The sequence below is a fragment of the Paraburkholderia sp. BR10923 genome (genome assembly GCF_040948765.1).
GTDB classification, from domain to species: Bacteria; Pseudomonadota; Gammaproteobacteria; order Burkholderiales; family Burkholderiaceae; genus Paraburkholderia; species Paraburkholderia youngii.
Window position 1 is genome coordinate 205122 of record NZ_JBFPKO010000007.1, and the last position, 21466, is coordinate 226587.

Here is a 21466-nt window from a genome sequence, read left to right on the forward strand (position 1 = left end):
CGGGCATCTGTGGGGCATTCACCCCACTCAATCCTCGATCCGCTCCAGCCCTTGCGCGCTGCGATCCGCGACACCGGCCCATGCGCCGGCCGCGAGCCCCATCTGCGCGACCTCTTCCAGCGTCAACGGCGCAAGACGTTCGGACAGCGTGGCGACGCGCTCCCATGCGCCGCCTTCGAGCGCCTCGACCGCGCTCAGCAGCAGACCCAGCCTGCCCTCGCGATGCAGGATCGCGGCCTGGATCGGCCGCGACAGCGTGAGGATGTTCAGCGTTTTTTCGAGCGAGCCACCGAACACCGCATCGACGAACGAAAACACGCCGGTCAGGAAGGCCGCGTCGGCTTCGTCGCGGCCCGCCTCGGGCATGCGTTCGATCGCGAGCTCCATGAAGCGCGCGCGCGTGGCCGCGAGTTGCAGCAGAGGGTCGTCTTCGAGCGCGACCTTGCGGCCGTCGGCGTAGAGCAGCAGCTGCGTCCAGCGCGCGATGCGATCGGTGCCCGTCGCGTTGATCGCGTCGCGCAGCGTCGTCACCTTGTGACCGACCGCGAGGCCGCTCGAATTCGCGAGCTTCATCAGATGCATGACGAGCACCGGATTCAACTTCAGCTCGGCTTCGAGCTGCGCGACCGTCGGGTCGCCCGCGAGCAGTTGCAGCAGATTGAGCAGCGCGTGGCGCGGCGCGCTGACGCTGCGACTCGATGCGCTTTGCGCCCGCGCGAAGTAATAGCCCTGGAAGCGGTCGAAGCCGAGCTCATGCACCGTTTCGAAGTCGGCCTGCGCATCGACACCCGATGCGAGCAGCAGTTTGCCCGCCGACTTCAGCACGCTCGCGAGCTTCGGCAACAGCGCGCGCGGCGTGCGCGGGACGTCGATCTTGACGACTTCGGCGTACGGCAGCAGCTTCGCGAAAGTCTCGTTGGGCTGCGTGACGTCGTCGAGCGCGAAGCGATAGCGGCGGCCATGCAGATACACGAGACGCGCGATCAACTCGTCATCGACTTCGAGCGATGAAGGCAGCTCGAGCATGAAGCGTTCGGCGGGCAGTCGCAGGATCGCGTCGTCGAGCAGCAGCTCGCGGCTCACGTCGACGTAGGCCGGATGGCCAGTCAGCGCGCCGCGTACGTCGCTTTGCACGAGCCCGCGCACGATCGCGCGCGCGACGCGTTGCACCGGCGTAGGCGCGCGACCCGGCAACGCGTCGGCGTTGGGATGAAGATCGGTATGGGTTCGTGGGGCGCTGAGGTCCGCGTCGGCGAGCGGCAGCTCGGGCGCACGCACCTTGATCTCGTAACCGCACAGCATGCCGTCCCGATTCAGAATGGGCTGCCGCGCGTAGCTGGCGACGAGCGACGCGTCGTCGGTCGTGCCGCTGTGGCTCAGAGTCTCGATTGCGATGGTGGTCATTCCAGTCCCCCGCTCGGCGCCGCTGGCGCCTGGCCGCTATGTTCTGTTTTTCGCTGCACGTAAGCGCGTTTCCGTGACGCTGGAAGCTCGTCGACGCGCGGCGACGTGCGTCGCAATTTTATCGCAGCGTCATTGGGCACGAACAGGCTTACAGGGCAATATCTCGAAATATTTGTTGAACGTTTGCGACCCGCGTGCAAAAAGCAAAACGGCCGCATCAGCGGCCGTTTTGCACAATTCGATGCAGCGTTACTTCAGCACGACTTTCACGTCGAAGTATTTGGCGGCGAGGCGGTCGATCGTGCCATCGGCCTTCAGCTCCTTCAACGCGCCGTTCAGCGCATCCTTGAGCGCCTTGTCGTTCTTGCGCACACCGTAGCCGACACCCGCGCCGAGCAGCTTGTCGTCGCTCACGGCCGGACCGGCGAACTCGAAGCCCGCGCCCTGCGGTTTCTTCAGAAAACCCTTCGATGCCGCTTCGGCGTCCTGGAACGACGCGTCGAGACGACCCGACGCGAGGTCGGCGTAAATCTGGTCCTGGGTCTGATACGGCACGACATCGACACCGGCCGGCGCCCAGCGCGCCTTCGCATAGGTTTCCTGGATCGTGCCCTGCAGCACGCCGACGTGCTTGCCCTTCAGCGATGCGGGCGTCGGCTGCAGAGCGCTGCCCTTCTTCGCGATCATCTGATTCGGGATCGTGTAGATCGGATCGGTGAAGTCGATCGCCTGGCGACGCTGGTCGGTGATCGTCATGTCCGAGTTGATCGCGCTGAACTTGCGCGCTTCGAGCGCCGGGATCAGGCCGTCGAACGAATTCTCGACCCACACGCATCTGGCCTTCAGCTTCGCACACACGGCATTGCCGACGTCGATATCGAAGCCCTGCAGCTCGCCCGCGGGCGACTTGGATTCGAACGGCGCATACGAAGCCTCGACGCCGAAGCGCACTTCCTTGATCTCAGCCGCCGACGCGCTGCCTGCCGTCAAGGCCGCCGTCGCGAACAGCGCGAGCGCGGCCACGTTGGGCCAATTCTTCTTCATTACGGGTGTTCCTTTACGGTGTTGACTGAAACGGAGCCGATTCGGCGCGCACAGGCGGATTACGCCGGCCGCGCTTCGGACTCGCGCGGCCGGCGTAACCGGTAGATGCGTCAGCCGCGAAGCCCGCGATTGTACACGGGACCTGTCTAGACAAGCTTGGGCAGCGTCTCGGCGGTGGTATCGACGACGAGCAGACCGGCACGCAGGCCGGGCTTGACCGCCGGGTTCGGAAACACGATGCGCTCTTCGTCGCGCTGCACCGTGTATTGATAGTCGCCGTCGCGCGCGAGCAGGGTGCCCTTGGCGAGCGGTGTGAAGTTCGGAACGTCGGGCGCGAGCAGCAACTCGAATGCGTCGCTTTGCTTGGTCAGCTGATCGACGACGGTGAACACGCGCGGCAGCGCAGCTTGCGCGTCGCCTCGTGCGTTCATTCGCGTGCCGGCGAGCAGCGCGCGCACCGCGAGATCCGCGCCTTCGAAGCGCGTCAGGTCGTTCTGGCCGAACGGCCGCACCTTGCCGAGTTCGAGCGTGCACGCATCAGCGCCGCACGCTTGCGCGGTGAAGTGCGAATAGGTGTTGCCCTTCGTCGTGTGCAGCAGCACCGCACTGATGCGCGCGTCGCCGAGCCATTCGAACATCGCGCGCGAAAAGGGCTTGCCGGTATGCGGCAACAGCGCGAAGCGCTCGAATACCGACGCGCGGATCGCTGTATGCATGTCGATGTGCCAGCGCGCGCCGGGCGCGTCGGACGCGTCCGCGAAAAAGCGCGTAGCGGCCTGTTCGAGCGCGGCCGCGCGCGGCGCTTCGTGACTGTGCGGCAGTTGCAGATGACGGCCGCTGAACAGCCGGTTCAGATCGTCGTCGCGATAGCGGCCGCCGTCGCGCATCGCATCGATGTTGCCGAGAATCACGAGCAGCCGGCACGCGAGCGCCGCGCGGCCGTGTGCGATATCGGCGACGATGCGCGACAGCAGTTCGATCGGCGCGGTCTCGTCGCCATGCACGCCGGCCGAGACGAGCACGCTGCGGACGCCCGCATGCTGCTGCGCGGGCTCGATGACGAGCACGCCGTCGCCCTGCCACGTCCAGCGCACACCGTTCGCACACGTGCCTTGCGCTTGATGCGCGGCAGGCCGCGAACCCGCGAGCGTCCACGCGAGAAAATCGTCGAGCATCGCGCTCGGGGCGGACATCGCGTAATCAGCGCTGGAAGTCATACAGCGAGCCCAGAGCGAGGATTTGCGTCAGCTCATCGAGCGCGGTGCGCGATTCGACCAGCAGTTGCGGATCGCTGAGATCGGCCGGCGCGAGCCGATCGCGATAGTGCTTTTCGATCCACGCATCGAGTCGGCCGAACAGCGTGTCGTCTATCCACACGCCCGGCGCGACCGCCGCGCGCTCGGTGTCGTCGAGTACGACGCGCAGGCGCAGACAGGCGGGGCCGCCACCGTTCTTCATGCTCTCGCGCAGATCGAACACGAGCACTTCGTCGATCGGACCGCTGTGCGAAGTCAGCTCATCCAGGTACGCGGCGACGCGCGGATTTTCGCGGCACTCCTGCGGCACGACCAGCACCTGCTTGCCATCGGGCCGAGTCAGCAGCTGGCTGTTGAACAGATACGAGGTCACCGCATCGGCGACGCTGACCTGCGCGTCGGGCACTTCGATTACGTTGAAGCTCGCGTGAAGGCTCGCTAGCTTCGAGCGCAACTCGTCGTACACCGCTTGCTGATCGACGAACGCGAGCTGATGGCAGAACAGCGTGTTGCGATTGCCGACCGCGATCACGTCGTTATGGAACACGCCGGCGTCGATCACTTCCGGGTTCTGCTGTGCATAGACGGTCGCCGCGTCCTGCAAGCCATGACGATGCGCGACCGCGCGGCTCGCCTCGAACGTCTGACGCGCCGGATAGCGCTTCGGCTCCGGCCCGCGACGATACTCGCTGCGGCCATACACGAAGAATTCGACGCCGCGCGCCCGGTATTGCTCGCAAAAGCGCGTGTGATTCGCCGCGCCCTCGTCGCCGAGCGCGGGCGTGCCGGGCAGCGCCTCGTGCACCACGAAGCGGTCGGTGTCGCTGAACATCGCCCGCAGCGTGCGCCGCGTCGATTCATGCTCGATCGCGCGATGCAGCTTGCTGCACAGATTGGCCGGCGTGAAATGCACGCGGCCGTCGTGCGTATCCGCGGACGGGCTCACCGTCGCCGCGTTCGCGGTCCACATCGCGGATGCTGAACTCGCCGCCGCGAGCAGTTCGGGCGCGTTCTTCGCGACGCGCTCGATCACCGAAGCGTCGTCGCCGGAAAAACCGAGCTCGCGCAACAGACGCATCGACGGACGCTCTTGCGGCGGCAGTACGCCCTGATGAAAGCCGAGGTCCGCCAACTGCTTCATCTTGCGCAGACCCTGGCGCGCGGCGGCCTTCGGATTCGCGACCGACTTCTCGTTGCTCTGCGACGCGACGTTGCCGAACGACAAGCCCGCGTAGTTGTGAGTCGGGCCGACCAGGCCGTCGAAATTGGCTTCAGTGGCTTGCAGCATCGTCGATCCTTAGAATTGAAGACCCGGCGAGACGCTCGCGGGCATGTTCAGTTGCGCGCTTTCGACAGAAGCCATCGGGTACGCGCAGTAATCGGCCGCATAGTACGCGCTCGGCCGATGGTTGCCCGAGCGGCCCGGGCCGCCGAACGGAGCGCCCGACGAAGCGCCATTGGTCGGCCGGTTCCAGTTGACGATGCCCGCGCGAATCGTGCGCTGGAAATGCGTCCACAGCGCTTCGTCGTCGGCGAGCAGGCCCGCGGACAGACCGAACTCCGTATCGTTCGCCTGTTCGAGCGCGTCGTCGAAGTTGCGGTAGCGGATGATCTGCGCGAGCGGGCCGAAGTGCTCCTCGTCGGGCAGGTCCTTCACGTCGGTCACGTCGAGAATCGCGGGCGTCACGAAGCCGAGTTGCGGATCGCGCTGCTCCATCTTCAAGAGCGCCTTCGCGCCGCTCGCGAGCAGACGTTGCTGCGCGCTGATCAAACGCGAGGCCGCGCGCGCCGACACCACCGCGCCCATGAACGGCTGCGGCTCGGCGTTGTATTCGCCGACGCCGATGCGCGCGGTGACTTCCGTCAGGCGCGCGAGGAAACGCTCGCCGAACGCATCGTCGGGCACGAAGATGCGGCGCGCGCACGTGCAGCGCTGCCCCGCCGACAGAAACGCCGATTGAATCGTGTGATGCACGGCGGCGTCGAGGTCCGCGACCGGGCCGATCACGAGCGGGTTGTTGCCGCCCATTTCGAGCGCGAGCACGATCTCTGGACGGCCGCCGAACTGTTTGTGCAGCAATGTTCCCGTATCCGAACTACCGGTAAAGAACAGTCCATCGATCTGCCGGTGATTCGCGAGCGCGACGCCGGTGTCCTTCTCACCCTGCACCAGATTCAGCACGCCGGCGGGCAGCCCCGCATCGCGCCAGATTTGCACCGTGAGCGCCGCGACGCCGGGCGCCAGTTCGGACGGCTTGAACACGACCGCGTTACCGGCGATCAGCGCGGGCACGATATGCCCGTTCGGCAGATGGCCCGGGAAGTTGTACGGCCCGAACACCGCCACCACGCCATGCGGACGATGCCGCAGCACGGCGGTGCCGTCCGCCATCGCCGTGCGCTTTTCGCCGGTGCGCTCGTTGTACGACTGGATCGAGATCTCGACCTTCGCGGCCATCGACGCCGCTTCGGTGCGCGCTTCCCACAGCGGCTTGCCGGTCTCGCGGCCGATCGCTTCGGCGAGCGCTTCCTTGCGCTCGGTCACGAGCGCGGCGAAGCGGCGCACCACCGCGCAACGCGCGTCGAACGTCAGCGCCGACCATGCGGCGAATGCGCGGCGCGCGCTGCGTACCGCGCGATCGACGTCGTCCGCCGATGCGCTATTGCCTTGCCACACCACCGCGCCCGTGCCGGGATTGTGCGATGCGAATACGGGTCCTGTGCCGGCGACCCATTCGCCGGCGATGAAAAGCTCGCTCATGATCATCCTTGTTTGTGTTTCACCGGCAGCACCCGCAGCGGATCGCCTGCCTTTACCCGAAGCGCGTCGGCTTCGGCCGCGCTGAGGCGGAACACACCGTTGCGCGCCACGCCCGCCACGACGCCGACACGAAAATCGCCGAGGGACGTATTCGATACCATCGACTTCAGTCCGTCCTGCGCGGCCGGCTCTGCCGCGTCGCCGATCTCAGCCGCTACCAGCACGCTCTCGCGCACGGTGCGCAAGTCGGCGATATGGCATTCGAGCACCGGACCCGCATCGAAAATATCGACGTGGTTCTCGTAGCGCAGCCCTTCGGCTTCGAGCATCCGGCGCGCGGGGATCGTGTCGCTATGCGTGAGGCCTACGCAGCGCTGTGCTTCTTCCGGCAACAGCTCGACGTACACCGGATAGCGCGGCATCAGCTCGGCGAGAAACGCCTTGCGGCCGTGCGAGCTCAGATAGTCGGCGGCGTTGAAATCGATCTGGTAAAAGTGCGAGCCGACCGCGCGCCAGAACGGCGACGTGCCCTGCTCGTCGAAATGGCCGCGCAGCTCCGCGCACAGACGCTGCGGAAAGCGCTCGCGAAACTGCGCGAGAAACATGAAGCGCGAGCGCGACAGCAAGCCGCCGACGCCGCTCGTGCGATAACGCGGGCTCAGGAACAGCGAGCACACTTCCGCATAACCGGTGAGGTCGTGCGAGATATTCAGCGCGTGCATGCGGGTCCAGATGCCGAGATCCTGGCTCGCGTGCACGACCGTGCTCACGCGATAATTGTAGAACGGCTGCTGCAGCCCCACCTCCGCTTCGATCCCGCAGACACCCGCCACGTCGCCGGTGGCCGTGTCTTCCATCACGAAGAAATAGCCGGCCTCGTGCGGTTCGGCCTGATCTTCCATCGTGCGGCGCGCGCGTTCGACCCGCGCCGCGAGCGCATCGCGATCCGGCTTGAACGTGGTGAGGCCCGGCCCGGTTTCCTGCGCGAGCCTCATCAGCGCATCCACATCGCCTCGTTGCACTACGCGAACGACGATCATTGCGCGTCTCCCGATTGTTCGTCCTGCGGCTGATGCAGCGGCACGCAGCGCACCGTATCGCCTTCCCGTACCCCGAGCGCGGCGAGCGCCGCCTGCGACAACACGGCGCCCGACTCCTTGCCCGGCGCGAGCTCGCCGAGCACGCAACGGAACTCGCCGGAGGCGCCGTTGTGCGCGATCAGGTACGTTGCACCGTGCGGCGCGGGTGCCTCGCGCACGACGCGCGTCTCATTGTGCTTCACGCTGACGCTGCGATCCATCTGCGCGGTCAGCACCGGACCCGCGTCGAAGATGTCGACGTAGCGATCGGTCTCGAAGCCTTCCTCGAGATGAATCTCGTACGCGAGCAGCGCGTTCGCATCCGGCTCGCCCAGCACGCGCTGCGCCGCTTCGGGCAACAGCGGCACATACACGGGATAGGTCGGCATCACTTCGGCGATGAACGTGCGGCTGCGGCCGCCCGATTCGACTTCGATGTCGGCGAAATCGCGGCCGAAGAACTTGCGGCCCACCGCTTCCCAGAACGGCGACATGCCGTTTTCGTCGGTGACGCCGAGCAGCAGCGAGAACACCTCGGGCGTGAAGCGCTTGCGATTCGCGGCGATGTACATCATCCGCGCGCGCGACATCAGCTGCGCGGCCGCGTCGCCGCGCAGCGACGGGTCGATGTAGTAGCCCGCGAGCCGGCTTTTGCCGGTCAGCTCGTGCGACATCGTCAGCGCGTGAATCTTGCGATTCACATGCAGCTCACGCGACGCATGAATCAGCGCGTCGTTGCGAAACACGTAGAACGGGTCCGCGTAACCGGCCGCCGCGACGATGCTCGCGGTGCCCATCAGCTTGCCGGTCTGCGAGTCTTCGAGCACGAACAGATAGAACTCCTCGCCCGGAAAGTCGACTTCCGCGCGAAACGAGTCTTCCGACAACGCGACGCGCGCTTCGAGCGCGCGCCGGTCGTGCGGCAGGGAATGCAGCACCGGTTGCGCGGTGCGCGCCATATGCTCGAGCGCATCGAGATCGGCAAGGCGGGCGGGACGTACGAAGTACATCATCGTTCCTGTTGAATGTGACGCGTGAATCGCCGCATCGGCGTGGGCAGCCGAGCAGGACTGGACTGCCTGAACATCAGTGCGACGCCGCCTGCGCATTCGCGCCGACGAGTTCGCCGAACGCCTTCTCGAGACGCGCGAAGCCTTCGGCCATATCGTCGAACGGCATGATCAGCGACGGCACGAAGCGCAGCACGTCCGGGCCAGCCATCAGCATGATCACGCCGTGCTGGCCGGCCGCGGTGACGAAGTCCTTCGCGCGGCCCCGATACGCGTCGTTCAGTTCGGCGCCGATCAGCAGACCCTTGCCGCGCACTTCGCTGAAAAGCCCTAACCGCTGGTTCAACTTCGCGAGATGGCCTTTCAGCACTTCGCTGCGCGAGCGCACGCCTTCTAGCAGCTTCGGGTCGCTGACGAGTTCGACCACTTTTTCCGCGATCGCCGAGCCGAGCGGATTGCCGCCGTAGGTCGTGCCGTGCACGCCGACCTTGAAGTGCGCGGCGAGCTCTTTGGTGGTCAGCATCGCGCCGATCGGGAAGCCGTTGCCGAGCGCCTTAGCGGTGGTCAGGATGTCGGGCGTCACGCCGGTGTCCTGGTACGCGTAGAAGAAGCCGCTGCGGCCCACGCCGGTTTGCACTTCGTCGAAGATCAGCACCGCGTTGTGCTGATCGCACGCTTCGCGAAGTGCTTTGAGGAACGCCGGATCCGCCGGGATCACGCCGCCCTCGCCCTGGATCGGCTCGACGATCACCGCGCAGGTCTGCGCGCCGATCGCCTTTTTCGCCGCTTCGATGTCGTTGTACGGCAGATGCGTGATGCCGGCCGGCACCGGGCCGAAGCCTTCCGAATACTTCGGCTGGCCGCCCACGCTGACGGTGAACAGCGTGCGGCCGTGGAACGACTGCGTAAACGAAATGATTTCGGCTTTCTGCTCGCCGTAGCGGTCGAACGCGACGCGGCGCGCGAGCTTCAGCGCGGCCTCGTTCGCCTCGGCGCCCGAGTTCGCGAAGAACGCGCGGTCGGCGAAGGTGAGGCTTTCGAGGCGCTTCGCGAGACGCAGCACCGGTTCGTTCGTGTAGCCATTGCCAATGTGCCACAGCTTGCTGCCCTGCTCATGCAGTACCTTCATTAGCTCAGGATGCGCATGACCGAGCGCGGTGACGGCGATGCCGCCGGCGAAGTCGATATAGTCGCGGCCTTGCGTGTCCCACACGCGCGAGCCGAGACCGCGATCCGGTACGAAGGCGGCGGGGGCAAACACCGGCACCATGACTTCGTCGAAGGTCTGGCGTGTCACAGTCAGGTCGTTCATGGCTAATCCTTTTGCGGGTGACAGGTAATACAGCTAGTGTAGGAAACCGTGCGCGGCGCGTCTTGCGCATACGCGACGCTTTCTATGAGGTTCCGCGCGTCGTCGCGCCACGGCGGGTACCGCGGGTACTTTTCGAGCAGGCGTCTCGTTCGTACTCTGTGAGCGGTTCGTGTCGGGTTTGTGTCGCGCTCGTGTCGGGCTTGGGCGGTGCGGCCGCGCAGCCCGCGCCGGACGTGCCCCGGCTTCGCTTTCAGACGGCTTCCAGCTTACGCACGAGCCATGCCTGATTGCTCGCATCGCTTTGCATCAATCGAGCTCGGGCCGCTCGATCAGCGCGGCCGGCCGGGGCTCGCTCGCGCCGCCGTGCGCGCCGGTCTGCCGCTCGATCCAGTTGCGGCGATCCTCGCGCGGCGTGACGCCGAAGCGCTCCCGATAAGCATTCGAAAAATGCGCCGCCGACGAAAACCCGCAGGCGAGGCTGATCTGCACGACCGATTTGCTGGTGCGCTGCAATTGCATGCGCGCCTTCGACAGCCGCAGCCCCAGATAGTATTTGGACGGCATCGAGCCGAGATACTGGCGAAACAGGCGTTCGAGCTGCCGCCGCGAGACGCCGACGAGGCCGGCGATTTCATCGGTGGTCAGCGGGTCCTCGATATTGGCTTCCATCAGCAGCAGCGCGTCGTTCAGGCGCGGATGACGCTCGCCCGGCGCGGTCACGAACGGAATGCGCTGACGCTCCTCGCCGGCGCGCAACGTCCCGACGCCGAGCGTATCGGCGATCCGCTCCGCCAATTCGGGCCCGTGCTCGCGGCCGATCATCGCGAGCATGAAGTCGACGGTCGCCTGACCGCCCGCGCAGGTCGCGCGATCGCGGTCGATTTCGAAGATCTGCTGCGTGACGATCGAGCGTTCGAACTGTTCGGAGAACTGCTGATAGGTTTCCCAGTTCACGCTGACGCGATAGCCGGACAGCTGCCCCGCCATCGCGAGCCACCACACGCCGTGATGAATGCCGGTGACGAGCGGCGTGCGCTGGCCGACGCGCGCGAGGCTCGCGAGAAACAGACGGTAGTCGGCGAACTGCTGAAACCGCTCGCTGACGATGATCAGCCAGTCGCACGCGATCGCGTCGCCGAACGCGGCATCGGCCGGCCATTGCGCGCCGCCCGACAGCGGCACCGCGCGGCCGTCCCACGAACAGACCTGCACGCGATACAGCGCGCGGCCGTCGATTTCATTGGCGAGATTGAGCGCGTCGACGATCGGCCCGACGCCCGACATCGACACGGGCGGCAATGCGACGATCGCGACCTGGGTCGTGCGAGCCGGGCTGGACGTGCGGGCCATCGGGTGTCCGTGAAAGCGGGCCGCGCGTTACTTCAGGCTGCCGGACAGGAACTGCTTCAGGCGCTCGCTGCGCGGCGCGCTCAGCACCTCGGCCGGATTGCCCTCTTCCTCGGTACGGCCCTGGTGCAGGAACATCACGTGATTCGACACGTTGCGCGCGAAGCCCATTTCGTGCGTGACGACGATCATCGTGCGGCCTTCCTCGGCGAGCTTCTGCATCACTTTCAGCACTTCGCCGACGAGTTCGGGGTCGAGCGCGGAAGTCGGTTCGTCGAACAGCATCACGTCGGGATGCATCGCGAGAGCCCGCGCAATCGCCACCCGCTGCTGCTGGCCGCCCGACAGATGCGACGGATACTGCTTCTCTAGACGCGGCGCGAGACCGACCTTCTCCAGATATTCGCGCGCGCGATCTTCCGCTTCCTTGCGCTTCAGACCGAGCACATGAATCGGTGCCTCGATGATGTTCTCGAGCACGTTCATGTGCGACCACAGATTGAAGTGCTGGAACACCATCGCGAGCTTCGTGCGGATGCGCTGCAACTGTTTGTGGTCGGCGACTTCGAGATTGCCGGCGCGATCGGTCTTCGTCTTCACCGCCTCGCCATCGACGACGATCTGCCCGGCGTTCGGCCGCTCGAGAAAATTGATGCAACGCAGAAAGGTGCTCTTGCCCGAGCCGCTCGCGCCGATGATGCTGATCACGTCGCCCTTGTTTGCGTTCAGCGACACGCCCTTGAGCACCTCGTTGTCGCCATAGCGCTTGTGGATGTCCTGTACGGCGAGCTTGCAAGCTTCAGTTTGAGTGGTATGGAGCAAGATGCTCTCCCAGTGAAGATACGGATCGGTCTGGTGCGCACGCCGCCGTGCGCAAGCGCGCGGCGCCCGCTGCAATGTCGACGCGCGCTCAATGCGTGCGCACCGCGAGATGCGCGAGCCAGCGGCGCTCGGCGCGCCGGAACAACGCAACCAGCGCAAACGACACCACGAGGTAAATTAACGCCGCGAGCCCGAACGCGTTGAACGACTGGTAGGTCGCCGAGTTCACATCGCGCGCGACCTTCAGGATGTCGGGCACCGTGGCCGTGAACGCGACCGTGGTCGCGTGCAGCATCAGGATCACTTCGTTACTGTACAACGGCAGCGCGCGACGCAGCGCGGACGGTATCACAATGCGCCGGTACATCGTGAACCAGCTCATGCCATAGGCGCGCGCCGCCTCGACTTCGCCATGCGAGGTCGAGCGGATCGCGCCCGCGAAAATCTCGGTCGTGTACGCGCAGGTGTTCAACGCGAACGCGAGGATCGCGCAGTGAAAGCCGCTGCGAAAGAACGCGTCGAGCAGACTGTGCGAGCGCACGAACGCGAGGCTGTACACGCCGGTGTAGATCAACAGCAGCTGCACGTAGAGCGGCGTGCCGCGAAATACGTAGGTGTACAGACGTACCGGCGTCGACAGCCAGCGCTTCTTCGACACGCGCGCGACCGCGAGCGGCACCGCGCACACGAAGCCGATCGCGATCGACGCGACCAGCAGCCACAGCGTGACCGCGAGACCCGACAGGCGCTGCCCGTCCCAGAACAGATACGCCTTCCAGAATTGATTGAGGATATCGATCATGACGTTCAGAGCTCCGCGTGTCGCACGCCGATCGAATAGCGGCGGTTCAGCCAGATCAGCGCGACGTTCGAGACGGTGGTGATCGCCAGATAGATCAGCGCGGCGACGAGGATGAAGAAGAACATGTTGAAGGTGCTCTTGCCGGCGTCCTGCGCGGCTTTGACGACGTCGGCGAGACCGATGATCGACACGAGCGCGGTGGCCTTCACGAGCACCTGCCAGTTGTTGCCGATGCCGGGCAGCGCGAAGCGCATCATCTGCGGAAACAGGATGCGGGTGAACACGCGCACGCCGCTCATCCCGTACGCGCTGCCCGCTTCGAGTTGGCCGCGCGGCACCGCGAGAAAGGCGCCGCGGAAGGTTTCGGTGAAGTACGCGCCGTAGATGAAGCCGAGCGTCAGCACGCCGGCCACGAATGGATCGATGTCGAACTGCGGCAGATCGAGCGCGTCGGTCAGATCGTTGACCGCCATCTGGATGCTGTAGAACAGCAGCAGCATCAGCACGAGGTCGGGCACCGAGCGGATCAGCGTCGTGTAGCCGGTCGCGATGGCCCTCAGGGGCCGGTTGAACGAGAGTTTCGCCGCCGCGCCCGCGAGGCCGAGCAACACAGCGGCCGCGAGCGACAGGACGGACAGCTCGATCGTCTGCAGCGTGCCGGCGAGCAGCACGGGACCAAAGCCGTATAGGAACACGCGTGTCTCCATCCAGGTTCGTTGAATTGGCGCGGATGGCGGCAGCTTCGTGGGCGGCTCGCTGCTCCGGCATGGCGCGGAGTCTCGCAAGCGGAAATCAATTTCTCAAATCCCGGGCGGGTGGCTTGCTGCGACGCAGCATGGCGCTGCCGGCGCGCGCGGAACGCTCGTAGCGCTTGGTATCACGAGGGTTATCGTTTTGTCAGGTGTGCGGCGCGCGCCTGGCCGCGCCGCGATTTCGCAAAGTTCGGGTCGCTTTTTCGATAGGCCGCGGCGACGAACAAGCCGCGCTCATTCGAGCGCGAGCCGAGCGCGAATCGCCGGCAGCATGTGTTCGACCGCCGCGCGCCCCTCCTCGATGGCCGGCGCCGCGCGATGAAAATCGAAGATGCCCATGCCGCCCAGACGCGGCTGGATCAGGATATCGGCCGGTTCGCCCGCGAGCCGGCTGCGCGTGATGCGCACCTGCATGATGTCGATGCTTTGCGCGATCGAGCTCAACATCGACGGCACGTGCGCGCTCGGCTTCGGCGGCACGCGCACGTCGTCGCTGGCGCTCGCTTCGGCTGGCGCCAACCAGCGCGGCCACGGCTTGCCGTTGCGGCGCAGCGCGACGGGCGGCGGCGCGGTGGGATCGAGCGCGGGCGTTTCGATGACCGGGCCGCCGAAGTCGCGGCCGTTCAGGATGTCGTTGTTCAGATCGATCGCGATCACGCAGTCCGCACGCATGCCGCGCGCGACCGACACCGGCACCGGGTTGCACAGCCCACCGTCGACGAGCCACACGCCGTTGTGCCACACCGGCGTGAAGATGCCCGGAATCGCAATCGACGCGCGCACCGAGTCGACCGTGCTGCCGTCCTGCAGCCAGATTTCGCGGCCCGTGTCGAGTTCGGTCGCGACTGCCGCGAACGGCATGTTCAGTTGCGCGATCGAGCGGCCTGCGAATTTGTCGGCGAATAGCTGGATCACCTTGCGCCCGCCGAGCAGGCCGCCCGAGATGCGCAAATCGAGCAGCCGCACCACGGTCTGCCACGTGAGACGCGACACCCACTCCTCGAGCCAGTCGAGATCGCCGTTCGCATAGACCGCGCCGACCAGCGCGCCGATCGACGTGCCGCACACGACGTCGGGCTTGATGCCCGCGTCTTGCAGCGCGCGAATCGCGCCGATATGCGCCCAGCCGCGCGCGGCGCCGCCTCCCAACACCAGCCCGATCCGGCTGTATCGACGTCGACGTATCATGCGTACCCCGCTCTTTCGGCCCGCTTATCCGGGCGTCTTCTAATCGACATTCTTCCCACCTATCGCCCACGAATCACGTCCGAGCGTGACGTGGTGTACACCCTCTGGTTCCGGTCGAAGTGAACGTTGAAGATGCCTTCCTCGGTCACGCCGCCTTCGCGCCATTTCCAACTCCACACGGTTTCCGGCTTCAGCGGAAACACCGCGACCTGTCCAGGCTTACCAAGCAATCGACGCACCTCGTCCTCGGTCATGCCGGAGCGGATTTTCGCGAAGTTGTCCGCGGTCAGCACCTGCGTGATCGCCTGCAGCTTGCCGTCGCGATCGATGTCGACCATGTAGGTGTTCAGGCCTTGCGGACCGCGCGGATACTCGAAGCGCTTCGAGCCGTCGGTAAAGGTGCGGGTGGTTTCGGGCTTGCCCATCTGCGCGAGGACTTGCGCTTCGGTCGTGACGCCCGGCGTCATATTCTTGAGCAACAACGCGTCCGGTTTGACCGCGTTGAAAAAGTCCTTGAGTTTTTGCACGGCTTGATCGCTCTGCTGTTGGTCGCAGCCGGTCAGCGCAACGCACGCTATTAGCAGCGTGACGCCCAGCGGTTTGAGGCTCACTTCGTTTCCTGTCCGGATGCGCGGCATCTAAAGTTGCTGCGCATGGCCGGTCTGTAGTGTGTACTACAAGGATAACCGCGCGCGGAGAAAACCGCGAGCAACGCAGGCGCGACGAGTGCGGCTACGCACGCAACGTGTTGCGCGCAGCGCTAAAAGATCGGCTGGGATCGGTCGAAATGGGCAAGCCAGAAGCAAAAAGGCGACGCTGTGTGCAGCGTCGCCATGTCGGTCGATACGATCAACCGGAAGTGACGGCGGCTCATCAGCCGCCTTGCGCGAAGCACCGCGGACGACGCGCAGCGGCCTGCTCCAGACGAAGCGATGAGCAACCTTGGCTACTCACCTTGCGCCATCGCCGAATGACAAACCGCTGCCTTTTACGGCCGCCCTGGTCCCTCGATAAGCCTTCCAGATGCCGATAATCTAAACGCATCGGAGGCTTTCGACGAGAGCGCGTTTACACCGAATTGGCAGAAGATTCGCGCGGTGCGAAAGGGGCGCAGGCTGGCCGGCTCCCGGAAGGCCGGCCCCCGGATAGCCGGCCTCCGGAAGGCCGGCCCCCGGATAGCCGGCCTCCGGCAGGCCGGCCCCCGGATAGCCGGCCTCCGGCAGGCCGGCCCCTTCAAATCACCCGGAAGCCGTGCGTGCCGTCGCGCGCCAGTTGCGCGACGAGCCCATGCTCCCACTCCAGATACGCGCTCATCGCTTCGCGCGCGTTCTCCGTGCCCTCATATGGCCGTTGATAACGATCGATCCGCGGCGACGCCATCCGCGTGCCGCCCGACTCTACCGGCAAGCCCGCGTCGATCCACGCGCGCGTGCCGCCGCGCAGCACCTGCACCGGCCGCTCGGTCGCCGCGGCGAGTTCCGGTGCGACGAAGCGCGCGAGCACGTCGCTGCCGCACGTCACCACATAGCGCTTCGCATCGGGCAGCGTGCGCAGCGCGTCGGCGAGCTGGCTGCGGATCACGAACCATGCGCCCGGAATGTGCCGCTTCAGATAATTCGTGCTGCTCGTGAAGTCGAGCACGACGGTTCCCGGCGACTGCAGCAGCGCCACAAGCTCGGCCGGCTCGATGTCGTCGACGTCGGGTGGCGTGACCGCGTTGCGCGCGAGCGGCGCCACGCCCTTCTCGGCGAAATCGCCCGCCGTCAGGCCATCGACCACGAACACCTCGACGTTCATTTGCGCGAGCCACGATGCGGTCATGTTCGCGCGCACGCCGTCGCTGTCCGCGAGGATCACACGCGCGCCGCGCACCGTCACGAACAGGTCGGTTTCCTGCACGAGCTGGCCGCCAGGCGCGCTGCGAAAGCCTGGCACGTGGCCCGCCTCGTATTCCTCGGGCGTGCGCACATCGAAGCGATACACGGTGCGCACCGCCTCGTCGGCCCAGCGGCGCGCTTCGTCGCGCGAGGTGCGGCGCACGCGCGCCCGGTCGGCAAGCGCGCGCGCGCCGTCTGCCGCCGCGAGACGGGATACGTCGTCGACCGCGCCTTCGACGCGCCGCGTGCTGCCATGCGCGAGCGGCTGGCCGGCGAGCGTCCAGCCCATCGTGCCGTTGCGCAGCGCGGCCACCGGATTGGGTACGCCCGCGTTGATCAGCGACTGCGCGCCGATGATGCTTCGCGTGCGTCCCGCGCAATTGACGATGATGCGCGTGGCCGGATCCGGCGCGAGCTGCCGCGCGCGCAACACCAGCTCCGCGCCCGGCACGCTGATGCTGCCGGGGATGTTCATGGTCTGAAACTCGTCGAAGCGACGCGCGTCGAGCACCACGACATCCGCCTCGCGATCGAGCAGCGCCTGCACCTGCTGCGCGGACAGCGACGGCGTATGACGCACGCTTTCGACCAGTTCGCCGAAGGCCTTGCTCGGCACGTTGACATCCTTGAACAACTCGCCGCCCGCTTCGCGCCAGCCCTGCAGACCGCCTTCGAGCAATGCGACGTTGCTATAGCCGAGCTCGTCGAGGCGCTCGGCCGCGCGCCTCGCGAGCCCTTCGCCGGCATCGAACACGACGATCGGCACGGCGAGGCGCGGCAGCCGCAGCGGCGCATCGAGTTCGAGCCGCGACAGTGGCAGATTGGCGGCGAACAACGGATGACTGCGCGCGTGCGGATCTTCCTCACGCACGTCGACGAGCGCGATCTCCTCGCGGTCGAGCAATGCGTGGCACACGTCCTGGAACGACCGGGTACGAAACTCTTTGACGACATTCATGGGATCGGGAACTCCTTCGCTACATTCCAGATTTCGGGCGACGCGTCGCGTCACCGTACCGAATACTTAAACCGTACACTCGAATTTCGATCGGCGCACGGTCACTCGTTGGATTGCTTATTCGACCGCACTGCGAATGCGAAGCACCGCCGCGCGAACACGCTACGCAAGCGCAATTTCCGCGCCACGCATCGCCTGTCGTCGCGGCTCGTCGCGCCTCACCAGCGCTGGCGACCCTTCCGCCGTCAGGGGCATCGCCGGGCCGCCAGCAGAAAAGCCGCCGCTTTGCCACAATGCCCCATCGCGCGAAAGCGCCGCCCATCGCTATCAATAGACAATGATCCCCTTCTCGGTTCTCGATCTTTCGCCGGTCACCGCGGGTGCCACGCCCGCTGATGCGTTCAGGAACACACTGTCACTCGCGCAGCACGCGGAAAAACTGAATTACAAGCGTTACTGGCTCGCCGAGCATCACAACATGACCGGCATCGCGAGCGCGGCGACCTCGGTCGTGATCGGCTACGTGGCCGGCGGCACGAAGACGATTCGTGTCGGCTCGGGCGGCATCATGCTGCCGAACCATGCGCCGCTCGTGATCGCTGAACAGTTCGGCACGCTCGCGTCGCTGTATCCGGGCCGGATCGATCTCGGCCTCGGCCGCGCGCCCGGCACCGATCAGACCACCGCCCGCGCGCTGCGCCGCGACCTGCAGGCGAGCGCCGAAACCTTCCCCGACGATGTCGTCGAATTGCAACGCTACTTCGCCGAACCAGTCGCGGGCCAGCGCATTCGCGCGGTGCCGGGCGCGGGCCTGAATGTGCCGCTGTGGCTGCTCGGCTCGTCGCTGTACAGCGCGCAACTGGCCGCGGCGCTCGGGCTGCCGTTCGCGTTCGCGTCGCACTTCGCGCCCGATTACATGATGAGCGCGCTACAGGTGTATCGCTCGCAGTTCCGGCCGTCCGCGACGCTGGCGAAACCGTATGCGATGGTCGGCGTCAATCTGTTCGCCGCCGACACGAACGACGAAGCCGCGCGCCTCTTTACGTCGCTGCAGCAGCAGTTCATCAATCTGCGGCGCGGCACGCCGGGGCAATTGCAGCCACCGGTCGAGCGGCTCGACGCATCGGAGATGGAGCTCAACAACGTCGCGCGAGCGCTCGCGTGCACGGTGCTCGGCGATCGCGACGCGATCCGCGAAGGTCTGCAATCGATCATCGAGCAGACCGGCGCGAACGAGTTGATGCTGACCGCGCAGATTTACGATCACGAAGCGCGGCTGCGCTCGTTCGAGATCGGCGCCGAGGTGCGCGATGAATTGATGGCGGTCGAATAAACGCTTCGCGAACCGATCGGCCGACACGGCCACGCACGAAAAAAGGGCGGCTCATGGCGAGCCGCCCTTGTCTTTTGCACTGAATTGGACCAGTCGCATGAGAAGCCGGCCCCGGCGTGGCTCTAGAAGGCGCTCTTTACAACGCCCCCGTCGGCCCGCAACGCAGCTCCCGTGATGGCCGACGAAAGCGGACTCGCGATATAGGCCACCAGCGACGCGACTTCCTGCGGCGAACCAAATCTCTTGATCAGCGAGGTGGGACGGACCTTCTCGAAGAACTCTTTTTCGAACTCTTCGAACGATTTGCCGTCGGCCTTGGCAAGGGTCTCCACGAATTCACCGACTCCCCGCGATTTCGTCGGCCCCGGCAACACGCTATTGACTGTAATGCCGGTGCCGGCAACGGCTTCGGCGAGTCCGCGCGCGACCGCCAGCTGCGCGGTTTTCGTCATCCCGTAGTGAATCATTTCAGCTGGGATCTGCACCGCGCTTTCGCTCGAAATGAAAATGATGCGCCCCCAGTTGGCCTGCCGCATCGCAGGCAGATACAGGCGGGCGAGGCGTACCCCGCTCAACACGTTGACGTCGAAGAACCGCTGCCAGTCCGCGTCGGAGATCTCCTCAAACGGCTTGGGCTCGAAGATGCCGAGGTTGTTGACCAGAATTTCCACGCCGGGGTAGCGTCGCGCGAGTTCTTCTGCTGAAGCAGCGGTACTGAGATCGCCGGCAAATCCTTGCACGTCGCCGCCCGTCTGCGCTTTCAACTGCGCGACCACGTCATCCACGGACGACTGCAAGCGGCCGTTCACGATTACACGAGCGCCCTCCTGCGCCAACGTGCTGGCGATAGCGAGACCGATGCCGGCTGTGCTGCCGCTCACCAGTGCGAGTTTGCCTGTCAGGTTCAAGTCCATGGGTGATTTCCTTTCAATGGATGAATTAAAAATCGGGACGTCGGGTACCAGCTCGCTTTCGAACAGCAAAAAGACTAGATGATCTGACGGAAATGGCAACGCACATGAGTGACAGGCGCACAGTGACGCAGGCAGGCCTGAAGTACCGTGTACGAGCAGGAAAACGAGGCCATGTCAGCGATTTTCCGACTTCGTTTGACCAGGTGATGGTCGCGCCCAAACTCGCATCATCGTGATTCACCTTGGGACGCGCTCTGCACAGACTACGCGCGGATGGCATGACATGTGCGTACCGTGCTGCGAGCAGCCGGCCGCTTGAATGTTCTACAACCCTCTTGTTCTTGTTCGAGGAGACACCCCATGAACACACTGACCATCGACGACATCCAGAACTGTGCGGAACTGGATCAGCAGGAGATGACCACCATTCAAGGTGGCCGGATGAAACTACCCGGCCAGCACGTCGGCTCGATTCTCACGAGCGCTGATGGCGACCCTGTCGGCGTCTATGTAGACGGCGTGCTGCAGAACTCCGTTACCGACGGCTTCTACCACGGCTGACAGCAAGGCGGCGCGCAGCCCTGCGCGCCCCGATGCCGCGGATGTGGCCAGTGCGTGAAAAAGCGCTCGTCACCTGTCGTGGAGATGACTCACCAGGTAATCGATCAACGCACGAGCTCGAGACGGCAAAAATCGATTCGGCGGATAAAGCAGCCAAACCGGGCCCATATAGGGACGCGCCTCGAACTCCCAGTCGCTCAGCACCTGGACGATGTCGCCCGCGGAAATCGCCTGCGCAGCGACAAAATCGGGCAAGCTCGCAATGCCCAGGCCATGCAGCGCGGCATCCAACCGCGCGCTCGTATCATTGGCGATGTAGCGCCCCTTCACTTCGACCGACCGTGTCTCAGAGTCGCGGCGGAAATGCCATCGATTGTCGTCGACCGTCTCTCCTAGGTACATGCATGCATGCCGCGCAAGGTCGCGCGGCTCGGCCGGCGTCCCCCGCTCCGCCAGATAAGCAGGCGACGCGCACAGAACCCATTTGACCGCTCCGAGTCGCCGGGCAGCAAGACCCGGCGGAGGCGAACGCGTGAGCCGGATCACCAGATCGACATCGTCACGTAGCGGATCGACGTCGTGGTCGGCGAAGACCAGATGGACATCCACGTCGGGCCACATGCGCAGAAACTCCGGAACAAGCGGATGGATGACAGATCTCGCATATGAAATCGGCGCACTGATGCTGACCTTGCCTCGCGGATCACCCGCCCCTTGTCCAGCGATGTCGACGGCGCCCGAGGCCGCGCCGACCATATCCCGGCAGTACCGGTAAATCTGCGCGCCCGAATCCGTCAACCGGATGCTACGGGTTGAGCGCTCGAGCAGGCGCGTGCCCAACGCATCCTCGAGGCGTTTGATCTGCCGACTGACAGTCGACGGTGTACTGCCCAGTTGCCGCGCGGCGATGGAGAAGTTGCCGGCGTCGACGACCCTCGCAAACATCGCCATGTCGGGTAGCAACGCAAAAAGCTCATTCGGATTCATCGCGATCCTCGGACCTGCCCTAGCATTTGTGCGTTTTGAACATAAAAGATGTTCTTCCG

At 65.3% G+C, this 21466-nt stretch carries 19 protein-coding genes; 2 read left to right on the forward strand and 17 right to left on the reverse strand.

The window, feature by feature from the left end; all coding sequences use genetic code 11:
- Nucleotides 1-27: 27 nt before the first annotated feature.
- The 15 genes from AB3X94_RS15555 to AB3X94_RS15625 all read right to left on the reverse strand — a co-directional run bounded on the left by AB3X94_RS15555 (nt 28) and on the right by AB3X94_RS15625 (nt 17612).
- Nucleotides 28-1404: an EAL and HDOD domain-containing protein gene (locus tag AB3X94_RS15555; RefSeq protein WP_368612013.1), complete on the reverse strand. Its 1377-nt coding sequence runs from the start codon at nt 1402-1404 to the stop codon at nt 28-30.
- Between the two features lie 249 nt (nt 1405-1653).
- Entirely contained in the window at nt 1654-2448 is a 795-nt protein-coding gene (locus AB3X94_RS15560; protein ID WP_368612014.1) for an ABC transporter substrate-binding protein, read from the reverse strand.
- Between the two features lie 146 nt (nt 2449-2594).
- On the reverse strand, nt 2595-3665 hold the full coding sequence (gene astE, locus AB3X94_RS15565) for a succinylglutamate desuccinylase (RefSeq protein WP_176108955.1): 1071 nt from the start codon (nt 3663-3665) through the stop codon (nt 2595-2597).
- Nucleotides 3649-4989 (reverse strand): N-succinylarginine dihydrolase, encoded by a 1341-nt coding sequence (gene astB / locus AB3X94_RS15570; protein ID WP_176120124.1) that lies wholly within the window; start codon nt 4987-4989, stop codon nt 3649-3651. The genes astE and astB overlap by 17 nt, the downstream gene beginning before the upstream one ends.
- Before the next feature lie 12 nt (nt 4990-5001).
- Nucleotides 5002-6465 (reverse strand): succinylglutamate-semialdehyde dehydrogenase, encoded by a 1464-nt coding sequence (astD, locus tag AB3X94_RS15575; RefSeq protein ID WP_368612015.1) that lies wholly within the window; start codon nt 6463-6465, stop codon nt 5002-5004.
- 2 nt (nt 6466-6467) lie between these two features.
- Nucleotides 6468-7505 carry an arginine N-succinyltransferase gene (astA, locus tag AB3X94_RS15580; protein WP_152852184.1) on the reverse strand — a complete coding sequence of 346 codons (1038 nt, stop codon included), beginning with the start codon at nt 7503-7505 and terminating at the stop codon, nt 6468-6470.
- Nucleotides 7502-8554, reverse strand: coding sequence for an arginine/ornithine succinyltransferase subunit alpha (gene aruF / locus AB3X94_RS15585; protein ID WP_368612016.1), 1053 nt, complete (start codon nt 8552-8554; stop codon nt 7502-7504). Before aruF ends, astA begins: the two co-directional genes overlap by 4 nt.
- Before the next feature lie 76 nt (nt 8555-8630).
- Nucleotides 8631-9866 carry an aspartate aminotransferase family protein gene (locus AB3X94_RS15590; protein WP_368612017.1) on the reverse strand — a complete coding sequence of 412 codons (1236 nt, stop codon included), beginning with the start codon at nt 9864-9866 and terminating at the stop codon, nt 8631-8633.
- A 306-nt stretch (nt 9867-10172) separates the two neighbouring features.
- Nucleotides 10173-11216 carry a GlxA family transcriptional regulator gene (locus tag AB3X94_RS15595; RefSeq protein ID WP_176108960.1) on the reverse strand — a complete coding sequence of 348 codons (1044 nt, stop codon included), beginning with the start codon at nt 11214-11216 and terminating at the stop codon, nt 10173-10175.
- A 27-nt stretch (nt 11217-11243) separates the two neighbouring features.
- Entirely contained in the window at nt 11244-12035 is a 792-nt protein-coding gene (locus AB3X94_RS15600; protein ID WP_176108961.1) for an ABC transporter ATP-binding protein, read from the reverse strand.
- An 88-nt stretch (nt 12036-12123) separates the two neighbouring features.
- Entirely contained in the window at nt 12124-12837 is a 714-nt protein-coding gene (locus AB3X94_RS15605; RefSeq protein WP_013089088.1) for an ABC transporter permease, read from the reverse strand.
- A 5-nt stretch (nt 12838-12842) separates the two neighbouring features.
- Nucleotides 12843-13532, reverse strand: a complete 690-nt coding sequence (locus tag AB3X94_RS15610) for an ABC transporter permease (protein ID WP_176110610.1) — start codon at nt 13530-13532, stop codon at nt 12843-12845.
- A 291-nt stretch (nt 13533-13823) separates the two neighbouring features.
- Entirely contained in the window at nt 13824-14777 is a 954-nt protein-coding gene (locus AB3X94_RS15615) for a patatin-like phospholipase family protein (protein WP_176108963.1), read from the reverse strand.
- Nucleotides 14778-14836: 59 nt separating this feature from the next.
- Entirely contained in the window at nt 14837-15388 is a 552-nt protein-coding gene (gene bamE / locus AB3X94_RS15620; RefSeq protein ID WP_176108964.1) for an outer membrane protein assembly factor BamE, read from the reverse strand.
- A gap of 622 nt (nt 15389-16010) precedes the next feature.
- Nucleotides 16011-17612 (reverse strand): rhodanese-related sulfurtransferase, encoded by a 1602-nt coding sequence (locus AB3X94_RS15625; protein ID WP_176108965.1) that lies wholly within the window; start codon nt 17610-17612, stop codon nt 16011-16013.
- Between the two features lie 337 nt (nt 17613-17949).
- On the opposite strand from AB3X94_RS15625, the gene AB3X94_RS15630 reads away from it, so the two are divergent.
- A complete protein-coding gene (locus tag AB3X94_RS15630) occupies nt 17950-18945 on the forward strand; it encodes an LLM class flavin-dependent oxidoreductase (protein WP_176108966.1) in 996 nt (331 codons plus the stop codon).
- A 122-nt stretch (nt 18946-19067) separates the two neighbouring features.
- Here the strand turns inward: AB3X94_RS15630 and AB3X94_RS15635 are convergent, their stop codons facing one another.
- Nucleotides 19068-19859: an SDR family NAD(P)-dependent oxidoreductase gene (locus tag AB3X94_RS15635; RefSeq protein WP_176110611.1), complete on the reverse strand. Its 792-nt coding sequence runs from the start codon at nt 19857-19859 to the stop codon at nt 19068-19070.
- Between the two features lie 360 nt (nt 19860-20219).
- Between AB3X94_RS15635 and AB3X94_RS15640 the strand changes: the two genes are divergently transcribed.
- Nucleotides 20220-20420, forward strand: a complete 201-nt coding sequence (locus AB3X94_RS15640) for a hypothetical protein (protein WP_368612018.1) — start codon at nt 20220-20222, stop codon at nt 20418-20420.
- 69 nt (nt 20421-20489) lie between these two features.
- Here AB3X94_RS15640 and AB3X94_RS15645 read toward each other — a convergent pair whose 3' ends face one another.
- Nucleotides 20490-21407, reverse strand: a complete 918-nt coding sequence (locus AB3X94_RS15645; RefSeq protein ID WP_368612019.1) for a LysR family transcriptional regulator — start codon at nt 21405-21407, stop codon at nt 20490-20492.
- Nucleotides 21408-21466: the final 59 nt, after the last annotated feature.